Annotated in this window: 19 protein-coding genes and 1 pseudogene; 12 read left to right on the forward strand and 8 right to left on the reverse strand. The window is 69.9% G+C overall.

The genetic code is table 11. The annotated features are described in order from the left end of the window. Nucleotides 1-1449: HAMP domain-containing protein (locus VFH59_RS17255; RefSeq protein WP_325166158.1), on the reverse strand; the 1449-nt coding region annotated here is incomplete at its 3' end. Between the two features lie 451 nt (nucleotides 1450-1900). Here VFH59_RS17255 and VFH59_RS17260 point away from each other — a divergent pair. From VFH59_RS17260 to VFH59_RS17270, 3 genes are read left to right on the forward strand one after another with little or no spacing between them, the layout of a single operon-like run. Continuing rightward, nucleotides 1901-2212, forward strand: coding sequence for a hypothetical protein (locus VFH59_RS17260; RefSeq protein ID WP_325166159.1), 312 nt, complete (start codon nucleotides 1901-1903; stop codon nucleotides 2210-2212). Nucleotides 2213-2215: 3 nt separating this feature from the next. Beyond that, complete coding sequence (locus tag VFH59_RS17265; protein WP_325166160.1) at nucleotides 2216-2491, forward strand: DUF5985 family protein; 276 nt, start codon at nucleotides 2216-2218, stop codon at nucleotides 2489-2491. A 1-nt stretch (nucleotide 2492) separates the two neighbouring features. After that, nucleotides 2493-2753 (forward strand): DUF5985 family protein, encoded by a 261-nt coding sequence (locus VFH59_RS17270; RefSeq protein ID WP_325166161.1) that lies wholly within the window; start codon nucleotides 2493-2495, stop codon nucleotides 2751-2753. 70 nt (nucleotides 2754-2823) lie between these two features. Here the strand turns inward: VFH59_RS17270 and VFH59_RS17275 are convergent, their stop codons facing one another. The 3 genes from VFH59_RS17275 to VFH59_RS17285 form a co-directional block, all read right to left on the reverse strand. After that, nucleotides 2824-3324 carry a hypothetical protein gene (locus tag VFH59_RS17275; RefSeq protein ID WP_325166162.1) on the reverse strand — a complete coding sequence of 167 codons (501 nt, stop codon included), beginning with the start codon at nucleotides 3322-3324 and terminating at the stop codon, nucleotides 2824-2826. Beyond that, nucleotides 3321-4505, reverse strand: a complete 1185-nt coding sequence (locus tag VFH59_RS17280) for a cupin domain-containing protein (RefSeq protein WP_325166163.1) — start codon at nucleotides 4503-4505, stop codon at nucleotides 3321-3323. The genes VFH59_RS17275 and VFH59_RS17280 overlap by 4 nt, the downstream gene beginning before the upstream one ends. A 108-nt stretch (nucleotides 4506-4613) precedes the next feature. After that, the gene (locus VFH59_RS17285; RefSeq protein ID WP_325166164.1) at nucleotides 4614-5363 is read right to left on the reverse strand and encodes a sulfite exporter TauE/SafE family protein; all 750 of its coding nucleotides are present in this window, start codon (nucleotides 5361-5363) and stop codon (nucleotides 4614-4616) included. 163 nt (nucleotides 5364-5526) lie between these two features. Here VFH59_RS17285 and VFH59_RS17290 point away from each other — a divergent pair, with 163 nt between their 5' ends. The 4 genes from VFH59_RS17290 to sat are packed head-to-tail and all read left to right on the forward strand — an operon-like array spanning nucleotide 5527 to nucleotide 11014. Further along, entirely contained in the window at nucleotides 5527-7341 is a 1815-nt protein-coding gene (locus VFH59_RS17290) for an assimilatory sulfite reductase (NADPH) flavoprotein subunit (RefSeq protein ID WP_414655911.1), read from the forward strand. Nucleotides 7342-7343: 2 nt separating this feature from the next. Beyond that, entirely contained in the window at nucleotides 7344-9029 is a 1686-nt protein-coding gene (gene cysI / locus VFH59_RS17295; protein ID WP_325166165.1) for an assimilatory sulfite reductase (NADPH) hemoprotein subunit, read from the forward strand. Beyond that, entirely contained in the window at nucleotides 9026-9748 is a 723-nt protein-coding gene (locus VFH59_RS17300) for a phosphoadenylyl-sulfate reductase (RefSeq protein ID WP_325166166.1), read from the forward strand. The genes cysI and VFH59_RS17300 overlap by 4 nt, the downstream gene beginning before the upstream one ends. A gap of 48 nt (nucleotides 9749-9796) precedes the next feature. Beyond that, the gene (sat, locus tag VFH59_RS17305) at nucleotides 9797-11014 is read left to right on the forward strand and encodes a sulfate adenylyltransferase (RefSeq protein WP_325166167.1); all 1218 of its coding nucleotides are present in this window, start codon (nucleotides 9797-9799) and stop codon (nucleotides 11012-11014) included. A 260-nt stretch (nucleotides 11015-11274) separates the two neighbouring features. Here the strand turns inward: sat and VFH59_RS17310 are convergent, their stop codons facing one another. Beyond that, entirely contained in the window at nucleotides 11275-12267 is a 993-nt protein-coding gene (locus VFH59_RS17310; protein WP_325166168.1) for a LysR substrate-binding domain-containing protein, read from the reverse strand. 284 nt (nucleotides 12268-12551) lie between these two features. On the opposite strand from VFH59_RS17310, the gene cysG reads away from it, so the two are divergent. After that, on the forward strand, nucleotides 12552-14036 hold the full coding sequence (gene cysG, locus VFH59_RS17315; protein ID WP_325166169.1) for a siroheme synthase CysG: 1485 nt from the start codon (nucleotides 12552-12554) through the stop codon (nucleotides 14034-14036). Nucleotides 14037-14083: 47 nt separating this feature from the next. After that, nucleotides 14084-15064: a cysteine synthase A gene (gene cysK, locus VFH59_RS17320; RefSeq protein WP_325166170.1), complete on the forward strand. Its 981-nt coding sequence runs from the start codon at nucleotides 14084-14086 to the stop codon at nucleotides 15062-15064. A 361-nt stretch (nucleotides 15065-15425) separates the two neighbouring features. Here cysK and VFH59_RS17325 read toward each other — a convergent pair whose 3' ends face one another. Further along, nucleotides 15426-15815, reverse strand: coding sequence for a helix-turn-helix domain-containing protein (locus VFH59_RS17325; RefSeq protein ID WP_325166171.1), 390 nt, complete (start codon nucleotides 15813-15815; stop codon nucleotides 15426-15428). Nucleotides 15816-15953: 138 nt separating this feature from the next. On the opposite strand from VFH59_RS17325, the gene gstA reads away from it, so the two are divergent. After that, a complete protein-coding gene (gstA, locus tag VFH59_RS17330; protein WP_325166172.1) occupies nucleotides 15954-16580 on the forward strand; it encodes a glutathione transferase GstA in 627 nt (208 codons plus the stop codon). Nucleotides 16581-16973: 393 nt separating this feature from the next. Here the strand turns inward: gstA and purB are convergent, their stop codons facing one another. After that, nucleotides 16974-18341 carry an adenylosuccinate lyase gene (purB, locus tag VFH59_RS17335; protein ID WP_325166173.1) on the reverse strand — a complete coding sequence of 456 codons (1368 nt, stop codon included), beginning with the start codon at nucleotides 18339-18341 and terminating at the stop codon, nucleotides 16974-16976. A gap of 197 nt (nucleotides 18342-18538) precedes the next feature. Between purB and VFH59_RS17340 the strand changes: the two genes are divergently transcribed. After that, nucleotides 18539-19921 (forward strand): class II fumarate hydratase, encoded by a 1383-nt coding sequence (locus VFH59_RS17340; protein ID WP_325166174.1) that lies wholly within the window; start codon nucleotides 18539-18541, stop codon nucleotides 19919-19921. Nucleotides 19922-20308: 387 nt separating this feature from the next. Here the strand turns inward: VFH59_RS17340 and VFH59_RS17345 are convergent, their stop codons facing one another. Then, nucleotides 20309-21631, reverse strand: coding sequence for a hypothetical protein (locus VFH59_RS17345; RefSeq protein ID WP_325166175.1), 1323 nt, complete (start codon nucleotides 21629-21631; stop codon nucleotides 20309-20311). Nucleotides 21632-21775: 144 nt separating this feature from the next. Between VFH59_RS17345 and VFH59_RS17350 the strand changes: the two are divergent. Further along, nucleotides 21776-22204: pseudogene (locus VFH59_RS17350) on the forward strand (urocanate hydratase); the annotation flags it as partial.

A 22204-nucleotide genomic window follows, 5' to 3' on the forward strand; every position in this document is an offset into this window, starting at 1 on the left:
CACCTCGGCTATGTTGCGCACCTGGCCGGTGAGGTTGGTCGCCATCGCGTTGACGTTGTCGGTCAGGTCCTTCCAGGTGCCGGCGACGCCCTTCACGGTCGCCTGGCCGCCGAGCTTGCCCTCGGTGCCGACCTCGCGCGCCACGCGCGTCACCTCCGAGGCGAAGCCGTTCAACTGGTCCACCATCACGTTGATGGTGTTCTTCAGTTCGAGGATCTCGCCCTTGACCTCCACCGTGATCTTCTTGGACAAGTCGCCGGTGGCCACCGCCGTGGTCACTTCCGCGATGTTGCGCACCTGGCCGGTGAGGTTGTCGGCCATCAGGTTCACGTTGTCGGTGAGGTCCTTCCAGGTGCCGGCGACGCCGGGCACCTGTGCCTGGCCACCGAGCTTGCCCTCGGTACCCACCTCGCGCGCCACGCGGGTCACCTCGGAGGCGAACGCGTTCAGCTGGTCCACCATCACGTTGATGGTGTTCTTGAGCTCGAGGATCTCGCCCTTGACCTCCACCGTGATCTTCTTGGATAGGTCGCCCGAGGCCACCGCGGTGGTCACCTCGGCGATGTTGCGCACCTGGCCGGTGAGGTTGTCGGCCATCAGGTTCACGTTGTCGGTGAGGTCCTTCCAGGTGCCGGCCACGCCGGGCACCTGTGCCTGGCCGCCGAGCTTGCCCTCGGTACCCACCTCGCGCGCCACGCGGGTCACTTCCGAGGCGAAGGAGTTGAGCTGGTCCACCATCGTGTTGATGGTGTTCTTGAGCTCGAGGATCTCGCCCTTGACCTCCACGGTGATCTTCTTGGAGAGGTCGCCGGAGGCCACCGCGGTGGTCACCTCGGCGATGTTGCGCACCTGCCCGGTGAGGTTGGTGGCCATCGCGTTGACGTTGTCGGTCAGGTCCTTCCAGGTGCCGGCCACGCCCTTCACGGTCGCCTGGCCGCCGAGCTTGCCCTCGGTACCCACCTCGCGCGCCACGCGGGTCACCTCGGAGGCGAACGAGGCGAGCTGCGCCACCATGGTGTTCACCACCTTGCCGATGCGCAGGAACTCGCCGCGCAGCGGGCGGCCGTCGATTTCCACCGTCATCGTCTGCGACAGGTCGCCCTTGGCCACCGCGCCGATCACGCGCGCCACCTCGGCGGTGGGCTGCACCATGTCTTCGATCAGTTCGTTGACCGAGCGGATCGCACTCTCCCAGCCACCGGTGGCCGCCTTGACGCGGCCACGCTGGTTGATCCGGCCTTCCTTGCCGACCACGATCGACAGGCGTTCCAGTTCCTCGGTGAGTTGCCGGTTGAACCCGACCACTTCATTGAACAGGCGCGCCACCTCGACGTCGGCGCCGGGGCCGCTTTCGGGCAGGCGCACGCTGAAATCGCCGCTGCGCAGGCTGCGAAGCGCGGCGATGAGCTGGGGGCGGTCCAGCGATTCGAGGCAAATTTCGGCGCTCACATGAGTCTCCTGTGGTGACAGCGCGTCCTGTCCAGGGTCGAGTCATGGATACGGCTGGCACCCGGCATATCGAGGGGCGAGCCGATGAGGGTGCACCTTCCACGCTGAACCCATGCTTCAAACAGCCGGCGGCGTGGTGCCCGCCGGACCGGCGCAGGGGCCGACGGCGCGGGCCGAAGCCACGCCATCCAGGTCCGACGTTCCCCAGGCATCCCCCCGGTTGCCTTTCCGCCTTCCGGCATCGCGACCATAGCATGGCGCCGGGTTGGCTTCGCGGGAAAGAGTCCATAGAATGCGGGCGGCAATCTGCAGCAGGTCGCTCCGCTTGGGATCGGCTTTTGGGGGGAACGGGGGCCCGCATGATCCGCCAGACAAGGGGGCGAACTTCGGAATGCCATTGGAGAAGGATGTAGCCGGTTTCCTGCGGTCGACATTCCGGTCCATCTGGTCGATGGAACTGCTGTTCCTGCTGCTGCGCGATCCCGCGCGCTGCTGGTCCTCCCCGGAACTGGTCGATGCGCTGCGGGCCAGCGAACTGGTCGTGAGCCAGGCCGTGGAATCGCTCCACGCCGCCGGCCTGATCGTGCGCGAGAGCGACGATCTGGTCCGCTATGGGCCAGCCTCCGAAGACCTTCACGAATTGGTCGTGGCGTCGCAGACACTGTACGTGCGCTCGCCCGATGCCGTGTTGCGCCTGATCATGCGATCCCGGTCCGATAACCTGGTCGCCTTCGCTGACGCATTCCGTTTTCGAAAGGACTAGCGCGTGTCCCATATCTTTGCGCCGGCCGTCTATCTCCTGTGCTTCTTCACCAGCACCATCTGCGCGGTGATGCTGGGGCGCAGCTTCCACCGCACGCGCACCAAGCTCCTGTTCTGGAGCGCGATGTGTTTCTCGCTGCTCGCCATCAACAACCTGCTGCTGGTGCTGGACCTGGTGGTGCTGCCGAACAGGGTCGATCTGGCCCTGCCGCGCATCCTGGTTTCGCTCGCGGCCGTTGCGACGTTGCTGTTCGGTTTCATCTGGGACGCGGGGGAATGACATGCTGATGTATTTCCTCGCCGGCGCGGTCACCCTGGGCCTGTTCATCGCGGGCCTGTTCTTCCTGCGCTTCTGGCGGCGCACCGGCGATACGCTGTTCCTGGCCTTTTCGCTCGCCTTCGGCCTGATGGGCCTGGCACAGATCGTCATCGCGACGATCAACATCTACTTCGAAGACAGCAGCGCCGCCTACCTCATCCGCCTGGTGGCCTTTGCCATCATCATCGTGGCGATCGGTCGCAAGAACCGGAAAGTGACGTAGAGGCAGGGCAGGGCGGGCGTCCGTCCGCCGCGCCCTCGACCGTCGAACGGGCAGGTTCGGCGCTGCGTGCCTAGAGATCCAGCGGCTGCAGCACGCGTGCCCGCTCGGCGCGTTCCCACATCTCCTCGAACTGTTGCCGCAGCGGCGCCAGGCCCGGGCGATCGAGCCGTGCGGCGCGGCCCTGCGGGCGTTCGGCGTCCGGCATGAACAGATAGCCGCCGTTGTCGGTGAGCAGGAAAGCCGACGGGTTGCCCAGGTCGACCTCATCGACCGGCACGCGCACCTGGATCACGCTCGGCAGGCGCTGCATCAGCAGGACCAGTCGATGGCCGTCGCGCAGCGCGGCGCCCGGATCGTTGAGCAGCAGGCGGATCTGCGCGCCACGGCCGGAGGTGGCGAGCCGGCGCAGCTCGGCCAGCTCGTCCGGGCTGGCGTAGAGCGACTCGTCGAGCCGGGGGACGCGGATGTCCACCTGCCGGCGCGCCCCGGCCAGCAGAATCTGCCGCGCTACCGCCAGTTCGGCCGCGTTGGCCGCCGGCAGCAGCGCATCCGGCGCGGGCGCGTCCGTCACCGGCGTCCCTTGTGCGGCACCAGGTGCCCGTCGTTGACCAGGGCAAGCAGCAGCGCCAGTGCATCCTCTCCCGGCATTGGGTCAAGGGTCAGCGAACGTTCGGCACACAGCCGCCGGGCCCATTCGACCGGGGCGGTATAGGCCTGGCCGTTGGCGAACAGCACGGCGCCCCGCCGGCCGCGGCTCCAGGCGAGCCGCGACCAGGGGTGGCGCAGCAGCGTCGCGCCGCCTTTCAGGCGCTTGCGCAGGGCGGCCAGGGTCGCCGCCCGGGCCGGCGGCGCGGGCGTTTGCGCATTGCGGTAACGGGTGATGAAGCGGCCGAACCAGTCGCGGAGGGTGTCCTCGTCCAGCGCGCTGGCGAAGGGCAGCGTCGCGCGCAGGCGTTCCAGTGCGGCGGTGTCGATCTCGCCGATCGAACGGGCCGGCGCGAGATCCGGATCGGTGTAGCGCTGCGACTCGTCCAGCCGCTCGGCGAGGTAGTCGGCGAGGTCGCCGGTGAGCTCGGCCTGCGAAGGGGCGCGCATGCCGATCGAGAAGGTCATGCACGGGCCACCAAAGGCGACGCCATCGTGCGGAACGCCGGGCGGCAGGTAGAGCATGTCGCCCGCTTCGAGCAGCCACTCGTGGGTCGGCTCGAACTGCGCCAGTTGCTTGAGCTCGATGTCCGGGCGGAAGTCCTTCGGCGCCGCCGGGTCCGTGCTGATCGCCCAGTGCCGCTGGCCCAGCCCCTGCAGCAGGAATACATCGTACTGGTCCACGTGGGCGCCCACGCCGCCGCCCGGTTCGGCGTAGGAAACCATCACGTCGTCCACGCGCCAGCTCGGCAGGAAGCGGAAGTGCTCCAGCAACTGCGCCACGTCGGCATCCCACTTGTCCACGTCCTGCACCAGCAGGGTCCAGTTGCGGTCGGGCGTGCGGGCGAAATCGGTTTCGTCGAGCGGGCCGGTCTTGACCGACCAGCGCTCACGCGCCTCGTCGTGGACGATCAGCCGGGACAGCGCGCCATCCTCGCAGGCCAGGCCTCCCAGGTCGTCCGGTCGCAGCGGCGACTGGAAGTCGGGGAAGGCGTGGCGGATCAGCAACGGTCGCTTCTGCCAGTAGTCGCGCAGGAATTGTGCCGGCGACATGCCCAGCGGCTGTCTTGCCGAGCCGCGGACTTCGATGGGGAGCTGTGGGTTCATCGGGACATTGTAAGCCGCGGTGCCGGCTTGGCATCGGCCGCGTGGGCCCCTGGGCGCGACCGCCAGGCATGCCGGTCCGCACAGGTCGCTCCTGCAGCGGCGTCGTGCCTAGCCGAACGCCTTCACCACATTGTTGAGGCCCAGCCCCAGCACGGCGATGGCCGCCAGCACCGTGGCCACCCGCGCCGGCATGCGTCGGGCGAATATCGCCCCCACCGGCGCGGCCACGACGCCACCGGCGATCAACCCGAGCACGGCGGTGCCGTGGCTGAGGCCGATCATCAGCAGGAAGCTGGCGCTGGCGGCGATGCTGACCACGCACTTGGCCAGGTGCACCGTGCCGATCACCGTCCGCGGCGTGGCGCCGCGGGCGACCAGCGTGGTGACGGTGAGCGCGCTCCAGCCACCCCCGGCCACCGCATCGGCGAAGCCGGCACCCAGCCCCAGCACCGGCGTCCCGCGCGGAACATCCGGCCCGGGTGCACGGCCGGCCGAGCCGCGCACCAGCAGGAATACGCCCATGCCGAGCAGGTAGGGCGTCAGCGCCAGCCGCATCCACTCCGCCGGCACATGCACCACCACCGCGGCGCCACCCACCGCGCCGATCACGCCCGGGATCGCCAGCATCCAGAACAGCCGCCAGCGCACGTTGCCCGCAAGCCAGTGGCTGAGCCCCGAGGCGCCGCAGGTGAACGCCTCCGCCTGGTGCACGCTCGCGGTCGCGGTGACCGGCGGCACGCCCAGGCCCAGCAGCAGCGCCGCCGAAGCCACGCCATAGGCCATGCCCAGCGCGCCGTCGACCAGTTGGGCGAGGGCGCCGACAGCGGCGAAGGTGAGGAACTCGACGGGAGGCGTCATCGATGCGCGCGGGCGTAAGGGTGGCGGGAGTATCGGAGGCGCTGCCCACGCGCGGAAATAAGGGGCGGGTATATCCACATGCCGAGCTGTCCTTTCCCTGGCGCGGGTGGCACGCCCAGGATGTGCGGGCCCCACATTTGGACGTCCAAAAGGACAAGACAGCGTGAATGCCCTGGTTGCCCCGGAGCCCTTGCCCGCCACCCTCGATCCGGAAAAGACCGCCTTGCTCGCCAGGCTGGCCGATGGTCTGGCGCCGGAGCAGCTGTACTGGGTGGCTGCCTGGAGTGCCGCGCGCGCCGGACAGGTGCAGCGCGGTGTGGCGCCGCTCGAGTCGCCCGCCGCCGACGTCGCGGCCGCGCGGCTGACCATCCTCTACGGCAGCCAGACCGGCAACGCCAAACGACTGGCAGAAGCGTTGGCGGGTCGCAGCGAGTCGGGCGGCCTGCCGGTGCGGCTGGTCCGCGCGGATGCCTATTCGCACCGCGAACTGGCCAGGGAAACCCAGTTGCTGATCGTGATCAGCACCCAGGGCGACGGCGAGCCGCCGGACGATGCCCGCGGCCTGGTCGAGTTCCTCCTCGGCAAGCGCGCGCCCCGGCTGCCGGGACTGCACTATGCGGTGCTGGGTCTGGGCGACTCGAGCTATCCGCAGTTCTGCGAGGTCGGCCGGCAGCTCGATGCGCGCCTCGCCGCACTGGGCGCCACACGCCTCGCGCCGCTGGGCGAGGCGGACGTCGACATCGACCAGGTTGCCGTGCCATGGGCGGCCAGGGCCCTGGAGCAGGCCCGCGAGCGGTTGGGCAGGGCGGAGCCGCCCGTCGTCCGTGCCGCCACCGTGCACGCGTTACCGGCGCGGGGCGCGTATTCGCGCGAGAAGCCTTTCGCCGCCACGGTGCTGGCCAACCAGCGGATCGTCTCGCGTGAGAGCGAACGCGCCGTGCATCACCTGGAACTGTCGCTGGAAGGCTCCGGCCTGCGCTACGCGCCCGGCGACGCCGTCGGCATCCGGCCGACCCAGCCACCCGCGCTGGTCGAGCAATGGCTGCAGGCGCTGCACCTGGACGGGACGCAGGAGGTGACCCACGACGGGCGCACGTTGCCGCTCGCGCAATGGCTGGGCCGCGAGCGCGAGCTGACCCGGCTCAGTCGCGCCTTCGTCGCCGCGCACGCGGCCGCCAGCGGCGACGCGGACCTGATGCGCGTGCTGCGCAAGGAGCACGCGGCATCGTTCGCGCAGCTGCTGGCCAGCCACCAGCCAATCGACCTGCTGCGCCGCTACCGTGCCGCCTGGCCGGCGGAGGCGTTGGTGGCCGCATTGCGCCCGCTCACGCCGCGCCTGTATTCGATCGCCTCCAGCCCGCGCGCAGTGGGTGAGGACGAGGTCCACCTCACGGTCGCGCGGGTCGCCTACGAAGCCTTCGGCATGCCCCATTGGGGCGCAGCCTCGGCCTTCCTCGCCGCGACAGGGGAGGACGCCTCCTTGCCGGTGTTCATCGAACCCAACGAGCGCTTCCGCCTGCCCGCCGAGGACCGTCGCGACATCATCATGATCGGCCCGGGCACGGGCGTGGCGCCGTTCCGCGCCTTCGTGCAGGACCGTCGCGAGAGCGGCGCCCGCGGGCGCAACTGGCTGTTCTTCGGCAACCGCCATTTCACCCGCGACTTCCTCTACCAGGTCGAGTGGCAGGAGGCGTTGAAGAGCCGTGCCCTGCATCGCCTGGACCTGGCCTTTTCGCGCGACGGCGCGCACAAGACCTACGTGCAGCACCGCCTGCGCGAACGGGGCAGGGAGCTCTATGCCTGGCTCGAGGGCGGCGCGCACCTGTATGTGTGCGGCGACGCCAGCCACATGGCGAAGGACGTGCATGCCGCGCTGCTTGACATCGCCGTCGCCCATGGCGGCCATTCCGCCGATACCGCCAGGGAGTGGCTCGCCGATCTCCTTACCCAGGGCCGCTACGCCCACGACGTGTACTGACCATGCCAGCACTTTCCGAATTCGAACTAGTCAAGGAGCGCAGCCGCCAGCTGCGCGGTTCCATCGCCGAGGGCCTGGCCGATCCTGTCACCGGCGCCATCGGCGAGGCCGACACCAAACTGCTCAAATTCCACGGCAGCTACCAGCAGGACGACCGCGACCTGCGCGAGGAGCGCCGCAAACAGAAGCTGGAGCCGCTCTACAGCTTCATGCTGCGTGCGCGCCTCCCGGGTGGCGTGGTCACGCCGGCGCAATGGCTGGTGTTCGACCGGCTCGCCCGCGACTACGCCAGCAGCGGCCTGCGCATCACCACGCGCCAGACCTTCCAGTGGCACGGCATCCTGAAGAACGACCTCAAGCCCACCATCGCGGCGATCAACCACGCCATGGCCAGCACCATCGCCGCCTGCGGCGACGTGTTGCGCAACGTGGTGAGCACGCCGCTGCCGATGCAGTCGGCGGCACATGCCGAAGCCTACGCCTGGGCCGCGAAGCTGTCGGAGGAGCTGGCGCCCAGGACCACCGCCTACCACGAGCTCTGGCTCGATGGCGAGAAGCTGGTCGGCGAGCCGGAACCCGAGCCGCTCTACGGCCGCAGCTACCTGCCGCGCAAGTTCAAGATCGGCCTGGCGATCCCGCCGCTCAACGACATCGACGTGTTCGCGCAGGACCTCGGTCTCATCGCCATCGCCGGGGATGGCCGCCTTGCCGGTTTCAATCTCGCCATCGGCGGCGGCATGGGCGCCACCCACGGCGACCCCACGACGTACCCGCGGCTGGCCGAGGTGGTCGGCTTCGTGACGCCCGACCGGCTCCGCGCGGCCGCCGAGCAGATCATCGCCATCCAGCGCGACTGGGGCGACCGCGGCGAGCGCAGGCACGCCAGGCTGAAGTACACGCTCGACCGGCGCGGCACCGACGCCTTCAAGGCCGAACTGGAGCGCCGCCTGGGCTTCGCCCTGGAGCCGGCGCGCCCGTACCGTTTCGAGCACAACGGCGACCGCTACGGCTGGCTGCAGGGCGGGGACGGCCGCTGGCACCTGACCCTGCACATCGAGTCCGGCCGTTTGCTCGACCGCGGCGAACGCCGCCTGCTCAGCGGCATGCGCGAGCTTGCCCGCGTGCACACCGGCGACTTCCGCCTGACCTGCAACCAGAACGTGATCGTGGCCAACGTCGAGGCCGGCGACCGCGCGCGCATCGACGCCATCGTCGCCGGGCACGGGCTGGACGGCTATCGCCGGCAGAGCGCGATACGCCGTCACGCCATCGCCTGCGTGGCGCTGCCGACCTGCGGCCTGGCGATGGCCGAGAGCGAGCGTTACCTGCCGACGATCCTGGACAGGCTCGAGGCGCAGCTGGCGCGGCATGGCTTGCTGGAGGCGCCGATCCTGCTGCGCCTGTCCGGCTGCCCGAACGGTTGCTCCCGGCCCTACCTCGGCGAGATCGCGCTGGTCGGCCGCGCGCCCGGGCGCTATGACCTGCGCCTGGGCGCGGATTTCGCCGGCCAGCGCCTGAACCGCCCGTATCGCGAGAACGTGGACGAGCCGGCGATCCTGGACGCGCTCGAACCGCTGTTCGCCCGCTACGCGGCGGAGCGCTCGCCCGGCGAAGGGTTCGGCGATTTCCTGGTACGCAGCGACGTGCTCGGGCCCGCGCGGCAGATTCCGGCGGAGGGGATCGCATGAGCGCGGTACGCCTCTCCCAGAACACGGGAGAGCCTCGGGCGCTGGCCGAAATCAATGCCCATCTCTCGCGGCTCGACGCCGAGGCGCGGGTTGCCTGGGCGCTGCAGCACGTGCCCGGCGAGCATGTGCTGTCCTCCAGCTTTGGCGCCCAGGCGGCGGTGTCGCTGCACATGGTGACGCGCCAGCGGCCATCGATCCCGGTGGTGCTGATCGACACCGGCTACCTGTTCCCCGAGACCTACCGTTTCGTGGACGAACTCACCGACCGGCTCGGGCTCAACCTGAAGGTGTACCGGGCCGCGCTGGGCCCCGCATGGATGGAGGCTCGCCACGGCCGCCTGTGGGAGCAGGGCGTGGAAGGCATCGACCGCTACAACCAGCTCCGCAAGGTCGAGCCGATGCAGCGCGCCCTGGCGGAGCTGGAGGCGGTCGGCTGGTTCGCCGGCCTGCGCCGCAGCCAGGCCCGGACGCGAGCGGGCGTCGCCTTTGCCGAGCACCGCCACGGCCGCTGGAAGTTCCATCCGCTGGCCGACTGGACCGACCGCGACGTGGGCGGCTACCTCAAGCGTCACGGCCTGCCGTACCACCCGCTGTGGGACCAGGGCTACACCTCGATCGGCGACGTGCACACCAGCCACCGCTGGGAACCGGGAATGGACCCGGACGACACCCGCTTCTTCGGCCTCAAGCGTGAATGCGGCCTGCACAACATCGTCTGAGCCATGCACTAGCCTTTCCGGGTGGACAGCGACTGGAGGATGAGCGACATGAGCGTGACTGCCCTCCCTGCCGTCACCGGCGCCGCCGACCGGTTGATTGCCCCGCACGGCGGCACACTCAAGGAGCTCTATCTGCCGCCCGCGGACGCCGCGGCGCTGGACGGGCGCATCGGCAGCCTGCCGTCGCTGACGCTCAACACGCGCCAGTTGTGCGACCTGGAGCTGCTGCTTTCCGGCGCCTTCTCGCCGCTGGAGGGCTTCCTCGGCCGCAGCGACTACAACGCCGTGGTGCAGGACATGCGCCTGGCCGATGGCACGCTGTGGCCGATGCCGATCACCCTGGACGTGGAAGAGGCCTTCTCGGCCGACCTGTCGCACGGCGTCGAGGTGGTGCTGCGCGACACCGGCGGGGTGCCGCTGGCGCTGCTCGAGGTGCAGGACATCTACTGGCCCGATCGCCTGCACGAGGCCCTGCGCGTATTCGGCACCAGCGACCGCACGCACCCGGGCGTGGCCGAGCTGCTCGACCGCACCGGCCCGGTCTACCTGGGCGGCCGCGTGCGTGGCCTGCAGCCGCCCGCGCATCCGGACTTCGCCGAGTTGCGCGATACGCCGCGCAGCCTGCGCACCTGGTTCGAGACCAACGGCTGGAACCGCATCGTCGCCTTCCAGACACGCAACCCGATGCATCGCGCGCACCGCGAGCTCACCCTGCGGGCGGCCGAGCAGATCGACGCCAGGCTGCTGATCCAGCCCTCGGTCGGGCGCACCAAGCCGGACGACGTCGACTACTTCACCCGCGTGCGCTGCTACCGCGCGCTGCTCTCGCACTACCCCGAAGGCCAGGCGAAATTATCGCTGCTGCCGCTGGCCATGCGCATGGGCGGCCCGCGCGAGGCGATGTGGCACGCGATCATCCGCAAGAACTACGGCGCCAGCCATTTCATCGTCGGACGCGACCATGCCGGCCCGGGCAAGGACGCCAGCGGCAAGCCGTTCTACGGCCCGTACGAAGCCCAGGCGTTGCTGGAACGGCACCAGGCGGAACTGGGTATCCGGATCGTGCCGTTCCCGGCGATGGTGTACGCGGTCAACCGCGATGCCTACATTCCCACCACCGAAGTGGAGCCCACCGACGAGGTGCGCGACATCTCCGGCACCGAGCTGCGGCAGCGCCTGCGCGAGGGCAGGGAAATCCCCGCCTGGTTCTCCTTCCCCGACGTGGTGGAGATCCTGCGCGAGCGGCATCCAGCCAAGCGGTCGTAAAGCGCCGCGCCTTAGCTCCCTCTCCCCTCCGGGGATAGGGTCGGGGTGAGGGGCCGGGGCTCGCCCGACAATCTGCAAACGCGCGTGTCAGCTTCCTCCCCCCGAAGGGGAGAGGAAGCAACAGCGAGCCCCTCCCGGAGGCGAGCGGGAACGCGGTGCCTGCTGCCACTCCGCCGGCGCCCCGTCGCCCGCAAGCGCGCTTGCCGAATCGCCTGATGTGCCTCGCTCCCTCTCCTCGAGGCGAGAGGGAGCAGAGCGTGTCAGGCGGCATCCGGAAGCGCCACGGACCGTTCGCGCCAGTGTGGCGCCTGCGGCCATGCGGCCGGTAACTCGTCGCCGGCCAGCGCGCGCGCCACGTCCCGTCGATCCAGGTGCGGCGCGAACCGCCCGATGAACTCCAGCACGAACTCCCGCACCACCGCCTCCCGCCGCAGCACGATCCAGGTGGTGCATTGGGGGAAGAGGTGGTCGGCCGGCAACACGTGCAGGTCCGCGTCGGCGGCCAGCATGGCCATCTCGGCCAGCACGCCGACCCCCATGCCCGCGCGCACGTAGGTCTTGATGAGGTCGGCGTCGCCCGCGGTCATCGCGATCTGCGGCTCCAGCCCGATCGCCTCGAATGCCCGCCGCAGCGATGATTCCGACTTGACCGAGGAGTCGTAGCTGATCAGCGGCTCGGCGGCGAGTTCGGCCAGCGTGGGCGGGAGGGCGCGCCGGGCGAGGGCGTGGCCGGCCGGCGCCAGAACCACCCGATGCCAGCGATAGGCGGGCAGGGCGATGCCGATGGACGGGGGCGCCCCGGCGGTGCTGATCACCGCCAGGTCCACGCGGCCGGCCTCCAGCTGGGCCAGCACGTCGGCGTCCTGGCCCGGTTGCAGGTGCACGCTCACCTGCGGATAGGCGGCGTTGAGCGCGGCGATCGAGGCGGGCAGGGCGAAGCGCGCCTGGGTATGGGTGGTGGCGATGCGCAGCTCGCCGTGCGCCTCGTTGCGCAGGTTGGCGGCGATCGAGCGGATGTTGGCCGCCTCCGCCAGGATCACCCGCGCGCGCTCGAGCACCTGGCGGCCGGCATGGGTGACCGCATCCAGGCTCTTGCCCTTGCGCACGAACAGCTTGAAGCCGAGTTCGTCCTCGAGCTGCTTGAGTTGCTTGCTGAGGCCCGGTTGGGTGGCATGCACGCGTTCGGCCGCCAGGGTGATGTTGAGCCCGGCGTCGGCGATGGCGACCAGGCAGCGGAGTTGGACCAGGGTCATGGCGGGTTATCCGTATTCGTTCGGCGGGAGGGGCGGACGCGGGCGGATGACGGTACATCGCCCGGATGCGTCCCCCTGGCCAGCGCCAGCGCGAGGGGGACGCGGTGGCTTCCGTTCGCAAATCATTTGGACGTCTATACGTCCAGTGAGCGATCATGTCAAGGAAATGTTCCGGGCGCCGCGGTTCACATGCCGTGAAGGCATATGTCGATCGTCCCAAATCATTTGCCGCCTGCGGAGCGCCCGCCTAGCGTGGTCGGACTCCATCCTGCAGGCTGTTCCCTTTGAAGCTCTACCCGCTGTTTGCCGACCTCTCGCGCCGCGCCGTCCTGGTGGTCGGCGGCGGCACCGTGGCCGAGCGCAAGGTGGCGGCGTTGCTCGAGGCCGGCGCGCAGGTGACGGTGAATGCGCCAGTGCTGACGCCGCAGCTGCACCGGTGGGTGGAGCAGGGTCGCGTCGCCCACCGGCCGGAGGCCTTCCGCGAGGCCTGGCTCGAGCGCATCTGGCTGGTCGTCGCGGCCACCTCCGATCGGGCCACCAATGCCCTGATCGCCGAGCTGGCCGGCCTGCGCCGGCTGTTCGTCAACGTGGTGGACGATGCGCAGCTGTCCAGCTTCCACGTGCCCGCGGTGATCGACCGCGCACCGCTGACCATCGCCATCTCCAGCGGTGGCCAGGCGCCGATGCTGGCGCGCCTGCTGCGAGAACGATTGGAGACCCTGCTGGACCATTCGCTCGGTGCGCTCGCCACGTTGGCGGCCCGGCTGCGCCCGCGTATCCGCCTGCGCTTCAAGCAGCCGGCCGCGCGGCGACGCTTCTACGAGACGCTGTTCGCCGGTCCGGTGGCGACGCTGTTGCGTCAGGGCCGCGAGACCGAAGCACGCGTCGCGGCCGAGCAGGCCCTGGCCGGGTCGGCGGATACACCCGCCGGTGCGGTGGTGCTGGTCGGTGCCGGCCCCGGCGATCCGGGACTGCTGACCTTGCGCGCCCTGCGCGCGCTCAACGAGGCGGACGTGATCCTGCACGACCGGCTGGTCGGCGCCGAGGTGCTGGCGCTCGCGCGGCGCGACGCCGAGCGCATCGAAGTGGGCAAGCAGGCCGGCCGCCACCACGCCACCCAGGCGCAGATCCACGCACTCATGCTCGAGCACGCCCGTGCGGGGCGCCGCGTGGTGCGGCTCAAGGGCGGCGACCCGTTCGTGTTCGGACGTGGTGGCGAGGAGCTTCAGTTCCTGCGCGGCCATGGCATCCCCTATGAAGTGGTGCCCGGCATCACCGCGGCGCTCGCCTGCGCGGCCTACGCCGGCGTGCCGCTGACCCACCGCGAACACGCCCAGTCCGTGCGCCTGCTCACCGCGCACTGCCAGGCCTCGCACGACACGCTCGACTGGGCGGCACTGGCGCAGGAAAGACAGACCCTTGCGGTCTACATGGGCGTGGGCGAGCTGGCCACCCTGCAGGCGCGGCTGCTCGAACACGGCCGCGCGGCGTCCACCCCGTTCGCGCTGGTCGAGAACGGGTCGCGCGCCGACCAGCGCGTGGTGACCGGCACGCTGGCCCAGCTCGCCGCACGCGCCGCGTCCCATGCGGTTCGTTCACCCGCGCTGCTGATACTCGGCGAGGTCGCCGCGCTGGCCGATTCGCTGGCGTGGTTCGGCGCGCCTACGCTGGGGGCGGGCGTCCACGACATCGACGAGGCGGGCAGGGCGGCCCGCGTTCGCCCACCGGCACGCCAGGACGACGTGCTTGCCGCGCTCCACCAGGCATGACCATCTCGCCGGCGCGTCCGCCGGCACTCTTCCAGGAGTCAGCACCCATGATCTACGACAGCATCCTCGACACCATCGGCAATACGCCGATCGTCAAGCTGCACCGGCTCGCGCCCAGGAACGTCGAACTCTACGTGAAGGTCGAGGCCTTCAACCCGGCCGGCTCGGTGAAGGATCGCCTGGCGCTGGCGATCATCCTGGACGCCGAGCGCCGCGGCACGCTCAAGCCCGGCCAGACCGTGGTGGAGGCGACCTCCGGCAACACCGGCGTGGCGCTGGCCGCGGTGTGCGCGGCGCGCGGCTACCCGTTCGTGGCGGTGATGACCGAAACCTTCTCGATCGAGCGGCGCAAGCTGATCCGCGCCTACGGCGGCAAGGTCGTGCTGACCCCCGCGGCCGCCCGCGGCACCGGCATGGTCGAGAAGGCCGCGGAGCTGGCGAAGAACCATGGCTGGTTCCTCGCCAGCCAGTTCGAGAACCCGGCCAACCCCGCCTACCATCGCAGCACGACCGCGGCCGAGATCCTGCGCGACTTCGCCGGCCGCCGGCTCGACTACTTCGTCACCGGCTGGGGTACCGGCGGCACGCTGACCGGCGTGGGCGAGGTGCTCAAGGTCGCCCGGCCCGAGGTAAAGATCATCGCCAGCGAGCCGGCCGGCGCGGCACTGCTGTCGGGCAAGGAATGGCAGCCGCACAAGATCCAGGGCTGGACCCCCGATTTCGTCCCGGGCGTGCTCAACCGCAAGGTGGTCGACCAGATCCTGCCGGTGGACGACACAGTCGCCCGCGACACCGCGCGCCAGCTCGCCGAGCAGGAAGGCATCTTCGTGGGCCTCTCCTCCGGCGCCACGCTGGCGGCCGCGCTGCAGGCCGCCAAGGACGCGCCGGAAGGCTCGGTCCTGCTGGCGATGCTGCCCGATACCGGCGAGCGCTACCTGTCGACCTTCCTGTTCGAGGGCGTCAACGAAGGCTCCGACGAGGTGGAAGGCGCAGGCTCCTCGCTTGCCGCAAAGGCCACGGCGGCCTGAGGTCGAGGCCGCGCTCTGCCATGCATGCGCTTGCTTGAATCCTCCCCCGGAAGGGGGAGAGGGAGTTTGCAGCGCAATGCCGCGGGATCCGAGCTTGAACCCTCTCCCCTCCGGGGAGAGGGCAGGGTGAGGGGCCGGGGCTCGCCCGACCGTTCGGGCGGGCGGGAAGCGGCAGCGCACGTCCGGCAGGAGCGAGCCATCCCCGCAAGCGCCGCCCCTCACCCCAACCCTCTCCCCTCCGGGGAGAGGTAGCCGGAGCGCGCGGCGTTGGGGCGCTCTACCCGCAGAGGAGAGGAGGCTGCATCGCGAATGCGGAAGAATCAGAGCTCGAGCTGGAGTGCGAGCTCAAAAGCAGTCCCCATCAGGCAACCCGGCGTCCCCGCGCCCTGGCGCTGGGTGCCCCCAGCTCCCACTGGTCGATCAACTTGCGCCCCACGCGCGCCAGCGCCTCGATCGCCGGCAGCAGTTCCCGTCCCAGCGGCGTCAGCGCGTATTCGGCCGACGGCGGCGAGGTATCCAGTACCCGCCGCGTCACCAGCCCGCGCGATTCGAGCTCGCGCAGCCGCGCGCTGAGTACGCGTGCGGAGATGCGCGGGATGTCGTGGCGCAGTTCGCCGAAGCGCCGTGGCTCGGCACTCAGGTACCAGATCACGTTGGGCGCCCAGGCGCCGCGCAGCAACGCCAGGCTCTCGGTGAGCGGGCACGCCGGCGGCGGCGCGGCGACCTTGCTCTTGCGCAGTGGCAGGCCCATGGGCGTGTCCTCGGTAACCGTGGGGATACCACATTCTGGCACTAATTCATGGTTAGGTGGTATCCAACAGTAACTTTGTGCGGCTAGGATGCGCGGCACGTTCGACGGACATCCCATCCCCCACCAAAGGAGTGACCCATGAAGCTCTACTACATGCCCGGTGCCTGCTCGCTTTCCCCGCACATCGTGGCGCGCGAGGCCGGCATCGACCTCCAGCTGGTGAAGGTCGACGGCAAGACCAAGCGCACCGAGGACGGTGCCGACTTCCTGGCGATCAACCCCAAGGGTTACGTGCCCGCGCTGGAACTGGACGACGGCCAGCTGCTGACCGAAGGCCCGGCGATCGTGCAGTACCTGGCCGACCTCGAGCCCGCCTCGGGCCTGGCGCCGGCGAACGGCACGCTGGCCCGCTACCGCCTGCAGGAAGTGCTGGGCTACATCAACTCCGAGATCCACAAGTCCTACAGCCCGCTGTTCAAGCCGGACACGCCCGAGGCGACGCGGCAGGAGCGCAAGGAATACCTGCACAAGCGCTATGCGTTGATCGAAAGTGCACTCGCCACGCATCCGTGGCTGCTCGGCGACCAGTTCACCGCGGCCGATGCCTACCTGTTCACCGTGACCAACTGGGCGCGCCACGTGGACCTGGACCTGTCCGCCTTCCCGGCGATCCAGGCGTTCCAGCACCGCATGCTCGAGCGGCCGGCGGTGCAGGCGGTGATGGATGAGGAAGGGCTGGCACGGCGGGCGACGGCAGCTGCCTGAGGAAGCCGGGTCGAGGGGCGAGGCCCTTCGATTTCCCTGTGCTCTCCGAGCCGTATGGCAAGAGCCGGACCCTCACCCCAACCCCTCTCCCGATGGGAGAGGGGCTTTTTTTTGTCCCTCTCCCTCCGGGAGAGGGTGCCCGAAGGGCGGGAGAGGGTTCGGGCGGAGCTTACGGCTACAGGCAACCCTGCGACTGGCCCCGCGGGCCTACGCTCAGGGCGAACGGTTCTTCATACGGACCGAATGATCCGTGCCCCCAAGAGCTGTTCACCCCTGAACGTGGCGAAGCGAAGTCGAAGGACGAACGGTCTCAGACGGGCCAAAATGGTCCAACCCCAAAGGGCCGTTCACTCTGAGCGTAGCGAGGCGAAGTCGAAGGGCCGCCCCCGACAATCAGACGTCCCGAGCCAACCCTTCGGCCAACCCCACGTACCCGCCCGGCGTCAGCTCCAGCAACCGCTGCTTCGCCTCGGCCGGCAACGCCAATCCCTCGATGAAGCTGCGCATCGACTCCCGCGTGATGCCCTGGCCGCGCGTCAGCGCCTTCAACTGCTCGTACGGCTCCGGCAGCCCATAGCGGCGCATCACCGTCTGCACCGCCTCGGCCAGCACTTCCCAGCTCGCATCCAGATCGGCCGCGAGGCGCTCGGCATTCACCGTCAGCTTGCCCAAGCCCTTCTGCAGCGATTCCAGCGCCACCAGCGTGTGCCCGAACGCCGTTCCCAGCGCACGCAGCACGGTCGAGTCGGTGAGATCGCGCTGCCAGCGGCTGATCGGCAGTTTCTCGGCGAAGTGCCCCAGCAAGGCATTGGCCAGCCCGAAGTTGCCCTCGGCGTTCTCGAAGTCGATCGGGTTGACCTTGTGCGGCATGGTCGAGGAGCCGACCTCGCCCGCCTTCAGCGCCTGCCTGAAGTAGCCCAGCGAGATGTAGCCCCAGATGTCGCGCGCCAGGTCGATCAGGATGATGTTGGCCCGGCGCACCGCATCGCAGTACTCGGCCACGCCGTCGTGCGGCTCGATCTGCGTGGTGTAGGCGTTGTAGTCCAGCCCCAGGCTCTCGACGAAGCGCTTCGAGAACACGCGCCAGTCGAGCTCCGGGTAGGTGATCGCATGGGCGTTGTAGTTGCCCACCGCGCCATTGATCTTGCCGGGGATCTCCAGCGCCGCCAGCTGCGCGCGCTGGCGCTCCAGGCGCGCCACCACGTTCGCCAGCTCCTGGCCCAGCGTGCTCGGCGAGGCGGTCTGGCCGTGCGTGCGCGAGAGCATCGGCAGGCCGGCGTTGGCGTGCGCCAGCTCGCGCAGGCGGGCGATGAGGCGATCGAACATCGGCAGCAGCACGCCCTCGCGTGCATCACGCAGCATCAGCGCGTAGGACAGGTTGTTGATGTCCTCGCTGGTGCAGGCGAAGTGCACGAACTCCTTGGCCTGGGCCAGCGCCGGATCGGCGCCGATGCGCTCCTTGATGAAGTACTCGATCGCCTTGACGTCGTGGTTGGTGGTCGCCTCGATCGCCTTCACCCGCTCGCCGTCGGCCACGCTGAAGTCGTTGGCGATGGCGCGCAGCTGGTCGACCTGGCCACCGGAGAAGGGCGGCAGCTCGGCGATCGCCGGCTCGCCGGCCAGCGCCAGCAGCCATTCGATCTCCACGTGCACGCGGCGGTGCATCAGGCCGAATTCGCTGAAGATCGGGCGCAGCGGCTCGACCTTGCCGGCGTAGCGGCCGTCCAGCGGCGACAGGGCGGTAAGTGCGTGGGTGGACATCGGGCAGGTTCCGGCAAGGGGAAACGCGGCATTTTACATCCCGCGCCAACCCCCTGTCGGAGCCCACCCGTGGGCCACTGCTCGCCCGCGAGGCCCGTCGTCCCGGGACCCGCCCTGCACGCGGCCTGCTCCAGGTCATTGCCATCGGCCCGACGGGCGCGCATCTATAGTCGACCCACTTCGCACAGGAACCCGCCATGGCCGACTTCCGCACCGAGCACGACAGCATGGGCGAATTGAAGGTCCCCGCCGACGCGCTCTACGGCGCGCAGACCCAGCGCGCGATCGACAACTTCCCGATCTCCGGCCTGGCCCTGCCGCGCGACTTCATCCGCGCGCTGGGCCTGATCAAGGCCGCCGCGGCCTCCGCCAACCTGGCGCTCGGCCACCTGAAGAAGGGCCAGGCCGCGGCCATCCGCAAGGCCGCGCTGGCGGTGGCGGAGGGCAGGCACGATGCACAGTTCCCGATCGACGTGTTCCAGACCGGCTCGGGCACCAGCAGCAACATGAACGCGAACGAGGTGATCGCCCACCTCGCCGCGCAGGGCGGTGCGAAGGTGCACCCCAACGACCACGTCAACTACGGCCAGAGCTCCAACGACGTGATCCCCACGGCGATCCACGTCAGCGCCACCCTGGCCACCAGCGAGCGCCTGCTGCCGGCGCTCAAGCACCTGAAGAAGACCATCGACAAGCGCGCCCGCGAACTGAAGAACGTCCCCAAGACCGGCCGCACCCACCTGATGGACGCGATGCCGGTGACCTTCGGCCAGGAGCTTTCCGGCTGGTCGGCGCAGATCGGCGCAGGCGTAGAGCGCATCGAGGATGCCCTCAAGCGCATGCGCCGCCTGCCGCAGGGCGGCACCGCAGTCGGCACCGGCATCAATGCCGATCCGAAGTTCGGCGCCACGGTGGCGCGCGAGTTGAAGACGCTCACCGGCGTGCGCTTCGAGTCGGCCGAGAACTACTTCGAGGGCATGGCCTCGCAGGACGCGGCGGTCGAACTCTCCGGCGCGCTCAAGACGTTGGCCGTGGCGCTGATGAAGATCGCAAACGACCTGCGCTGGATGAACTCCGGCCCGCTGGCCGGCCTGGCCGAGATCGAACTGCCCGCACTGCAGCCCGGTTCCTCGATCATGCCCGGCAAGGTCAACCCGGTGATCCCCGAAGCGACCGCCATGGTCGCCGCGCAGGTGATCGGCAACGACGCGGCGATCACCCTGGGCGGCCAGTCCGGCAACTTCCAGCTCAACGTGATGCTGCCGATGATCGCCTACAACCTGCTGCAGTCGATCGACATCCTCGGCAACGTCACCCGCCTGCTCGCCGACAAGGCCATCGCCGGCTTCAAGGTCAATCGCGAACGGGTCAACCAGGCGCTGGCCATGAACCCGATCCTGGTCACCGCGCTCAACCCGGTGATCGGCTACGAGAAGGGCGCCGCCACCGCCAAGCAGGCCTACAAGGAAAAGCGCCCGATCATGGACGTGGCCCTGGAAACCACCGGCCTGTCGAAGGAGGAACTGAAGAAACTCCTCGACCCCACCGCACTCACCCGCGGCGGCATCCACGGCGACTGAACCCTCAAAGCCAGTCCGCGCTCTCCTGTAGCGAGAAGTGGTGAGCGCCGGGCCCCGCCACATCCCCCGTCACCGCCTCAAACCCGCTCCCTCTCCCCTCCGGGGAGAGGGCTGGGGTGAGGGGCCGGGGCTCGCCACACCCCCCACCACCGCCCCAAACCCGCTCCCTCTCCCTCCGGGGAGAGGGCTGGGGTCAGGGGCCGGGGCTCGCGAAGATCCCCACCCCTCGCGACGGCGCCCGCCTCTCTGCAGAAGCGCACCTGGGCGCGATCAGAACTTCCAGCGCGCCGCGAGGACATCCCTGGCGGTCGCGCCCGGGTGCGCTCCTACAGGGGGATGGCTGCGAGACAGGCGACCCCAAACGTGCAGCCCCCACGCGCCCGCCACCTACCGACCCGCACCCCCCGACACCTTCCGAACCGTCCACTCCCCACCACGCCCACCAGGCACCACCTTCCACCCGGGCGCCAGCTCCAGCGTCCACCCCTTGCCCCGCAGCCTGCCCGACGCCGCATCCCCGGCCGGCGCCGCCACCGTCAGCAAGGTCCAGTCCGGGGCCATCAGCGCCCCGCCATCGACCGCGATCGACCCCCAGTCGTCGATCACCTGCATCGTCGGATAAACCGTCCCGACCTCCCCGAGCGGCACCAGGTTGCTCGGGTTGAACTGCACCTTCATGTGCTTCAGCGGCAGCTTCAGCACCGGCCCGGTCACCAGCTGCGCCTTGTACGCCGCCGCCTGCCGCGCCCGCGCCTCGGCCCGCGCCCGCTCGCTGGCGAGCAGGGCCGGGCCGTCGTAGCGCGCCGCCAGCTTGGCCACCTCCGGCTTGCCCGCCATGTCCACATGCAGCGCATCGGCCAGCATCCGCGCCGGCGAACCACCCGCGACGATCGCCTTGCGCCACCCCGGCCGGTAGCGATCCAGCAGGATCCCGTACGCCGGCCCGCTCGGATACGCGAACGACCGCGCGAACGTCGCATCGTTCTTCGGATGCCACACCAGGTCCCAGTGCGCCATCGCCAGCTGCGCGGCCGGCGTGCGGTTGCCGACCATCACGCCGGTGTACTCGGCCAGGCCCTCGTTGCGCTCGAGCGCGGTCTCGGCCTGCTCGGCCTTAGGGAACCGCTGATAACGCGCGGCACGGAAAGCCAGCGCATCGGCCGCATGCGCGCGGCGCGCGGCATCGGTTGTCGCCGACAGCGCGGCATCGAGCGCGCGCCACTCCAGTTGCACGGTGTAGCGGCCATCCAGCGTGTCCAGATGCGGAGCGTCACGTCCGCCCGCCGGCAGCCCGAGGCTTTCCTGGATCCGGTGGAACGCCTCGTGCGCCATCATCGTCCGCCGCACCGGCGCCTGCTCCGGCAGCGGCCAGAGCATCTCGCTCCAGTGCACGCCGGCCCAGTCCAGGGCGGTGTTGGCGATCGTCTGGTCCCCGGGCAACTTGCCCACGTACACGCCGCCCTCGGCGCGCAGCTGCCCTTGCGCATCGGCCTGGTTGGCGACCACCCGCCGCGACGCCGGCGCCACCAGCAGGATCGGCCCGCACAGCGAGGTGCCCCACAGCCGCCCGCCATCGGCGTGGCACCGCTGCGCGGCTTCCTCGAAATAGCGGTGGGCGAGGGCGGGCTCCATCGGCGGCGGCTCGGCGCCGAACGCGGCCGGCACCAGCGTGGCCAGCATCAGCCAGGGCAAAGCGGATCGAAGCGACATGGGCGTCTCCTGACAGGACCGATCGACGGCTTGCCGGCCGAGTCTAGCGCCGCATCCGCCCGCCACCCCGTGCCGCCCGTCACCCCGGAAAGCACCCCCAGCCCCGCTGGCTATACTCGGCCATCTGCCTCAAGGAGACCGGCCATGAACGCCCCCACCCGCATCGACACCACCCGCACCATCCGCGCCCCGCGCGGCAGCGAGCTCACCTGCAAGAGCTGGCTCACCGAGGCGCCCTACCGGATGATCCAGAACAACCTCGACCCTGAGGTGGCGGAGAACCCGGCCGAGCTGGTGGTCTACGGTGGCATCGGCCGCGCCGCGCGCAACTGGGAATGCTTCGACGCCATCCTGCGTTCCCTGCGCGAGCTCAACGACGACGAAACCCTGTTGGTGCAGTCCGGCAAGCCGGTCGGCGTCTTCCCGACCCACCCGGACGCCCCGCGCGTGCTCATCGCCAACTCCAACCTGGTGCCGGCCTGGGCCAACTGGGAGCACTTCAACGAGCTCGATAGGAAGGGCCTGATGATGTACGGCCAGATGACGGCCGGCAGCTGGATCTACATCGGCTCG

Origin of the sequence: Frateuria sp. (assembly GCF_035695185.1) — a bacterium.
Classification (GTDB): domain Bacteria; phylum Pseudomonadota; class Gammaproteobacteria; order Xanthomonadales; family Rhodanobacteraceae; genus Frateuria_A.

Excerpts from the sequence above, each read along its gene's own strand:
- VFH59_RS17300 (WP_325166166.1), top strand. The coding sequence starts at position 9,026 with ATGAGCGCGGTACGCCTCTCCCAGAACACGGGAGAGCCTCGGGCGCTG.
- VFH59_RS17285 (WP_325166164.1), bottom strand. The coding sequence starts at position 5,363 with ATGACGCCTCCCGTCGAGTTCCTCACCTTCGCCGCTGTCGGCGCCCTC.
- VFH59_RS17260 (WP_325166159.1), top strand. The coding sequence starts at position 1,901 with ATGGAACTGCTGTTCCTGCTGCTGCGCGATCCCGCGCGCTGCTGGTCC.
- VFH59_RS17325 (WP_325166171.1), bottom strand. The coding sequence starts at position 15,815 with ATGGGCCTGCCACTGCGCAAGAGCAAGGTCGCCGCGCCGCCGCCGGCG.
- sat (WP_325166167.1), top strand. The coding sequence starts at position 9,797 with ATGAGCGTGACTGCCCTCCCTGCCGTCACCGGCGCCGCCGACCGGTTG.
- VFH59_RS17310 (WP_325166168.1), bottom strand. The coding sequence starts at position 12,267 with ATGACCCTGGTCCAACTCCGCTGCCTGGTCGCCATCGCCGACGCCGGG.
- VFH59_RS17345 (WP_325166175.1), bottom strand. The coding sequence starts at position 21,631 with ATGTCGCTTCGATCCGCTTTGCCCTGGCTGATGCTGGCCACGCTGGTG.
- VFH59_RS17340 (WP_325166174.1), top strand. The coding sequence starts at position 18,539 with ATGGCCGACTTCCGCACCGAGCACGACAGCATGGGCGAATTGAAGGTC.
- purB (WP_325166173.1), bottom strand. The coding sequence starts at position 18,341 with ATGTCCACCCACGCACTTACCGCCCTGTCGCCGCTGGACGGCCGCTAC.
- cysK (WP_325166170.1), top strand. The coding sequence starts at position 14,084 with ATGATCTACGACAGCATCCTCGACACCATCGGCAATACGCCGATCGTC.
- VFH59_RS17270 (WP_325166161.1), top strand. The coding sequence starts at position 2,493 with ATGCTGATGTATTTCCTCGCCGGCGCGGTCACCCTGGGCCTGTTCATC.
- gstA (WP_325166172.1), top strand. The coding sequence starts at position 15,954 with ATGAAGCTCTACTACATGCCCGGTGCCTGCTCGCTTTCCCCGCACATC.
- cysI (WP_325166165.1), top strand. The coding sequence starts at position 7,344 with ATGCCAGCACTTTCCGAATTCGAACTAGTCAAGGAGCGCAGCCGCCAG.
- VFH59_RS17280 (WP_325166163.1), bottom strand. The coding sequence starts at position 4,505 with ATGAACCCACAGCTCCCCATCGAAGTCCGCGGCTCGGCAAGACAGCCG.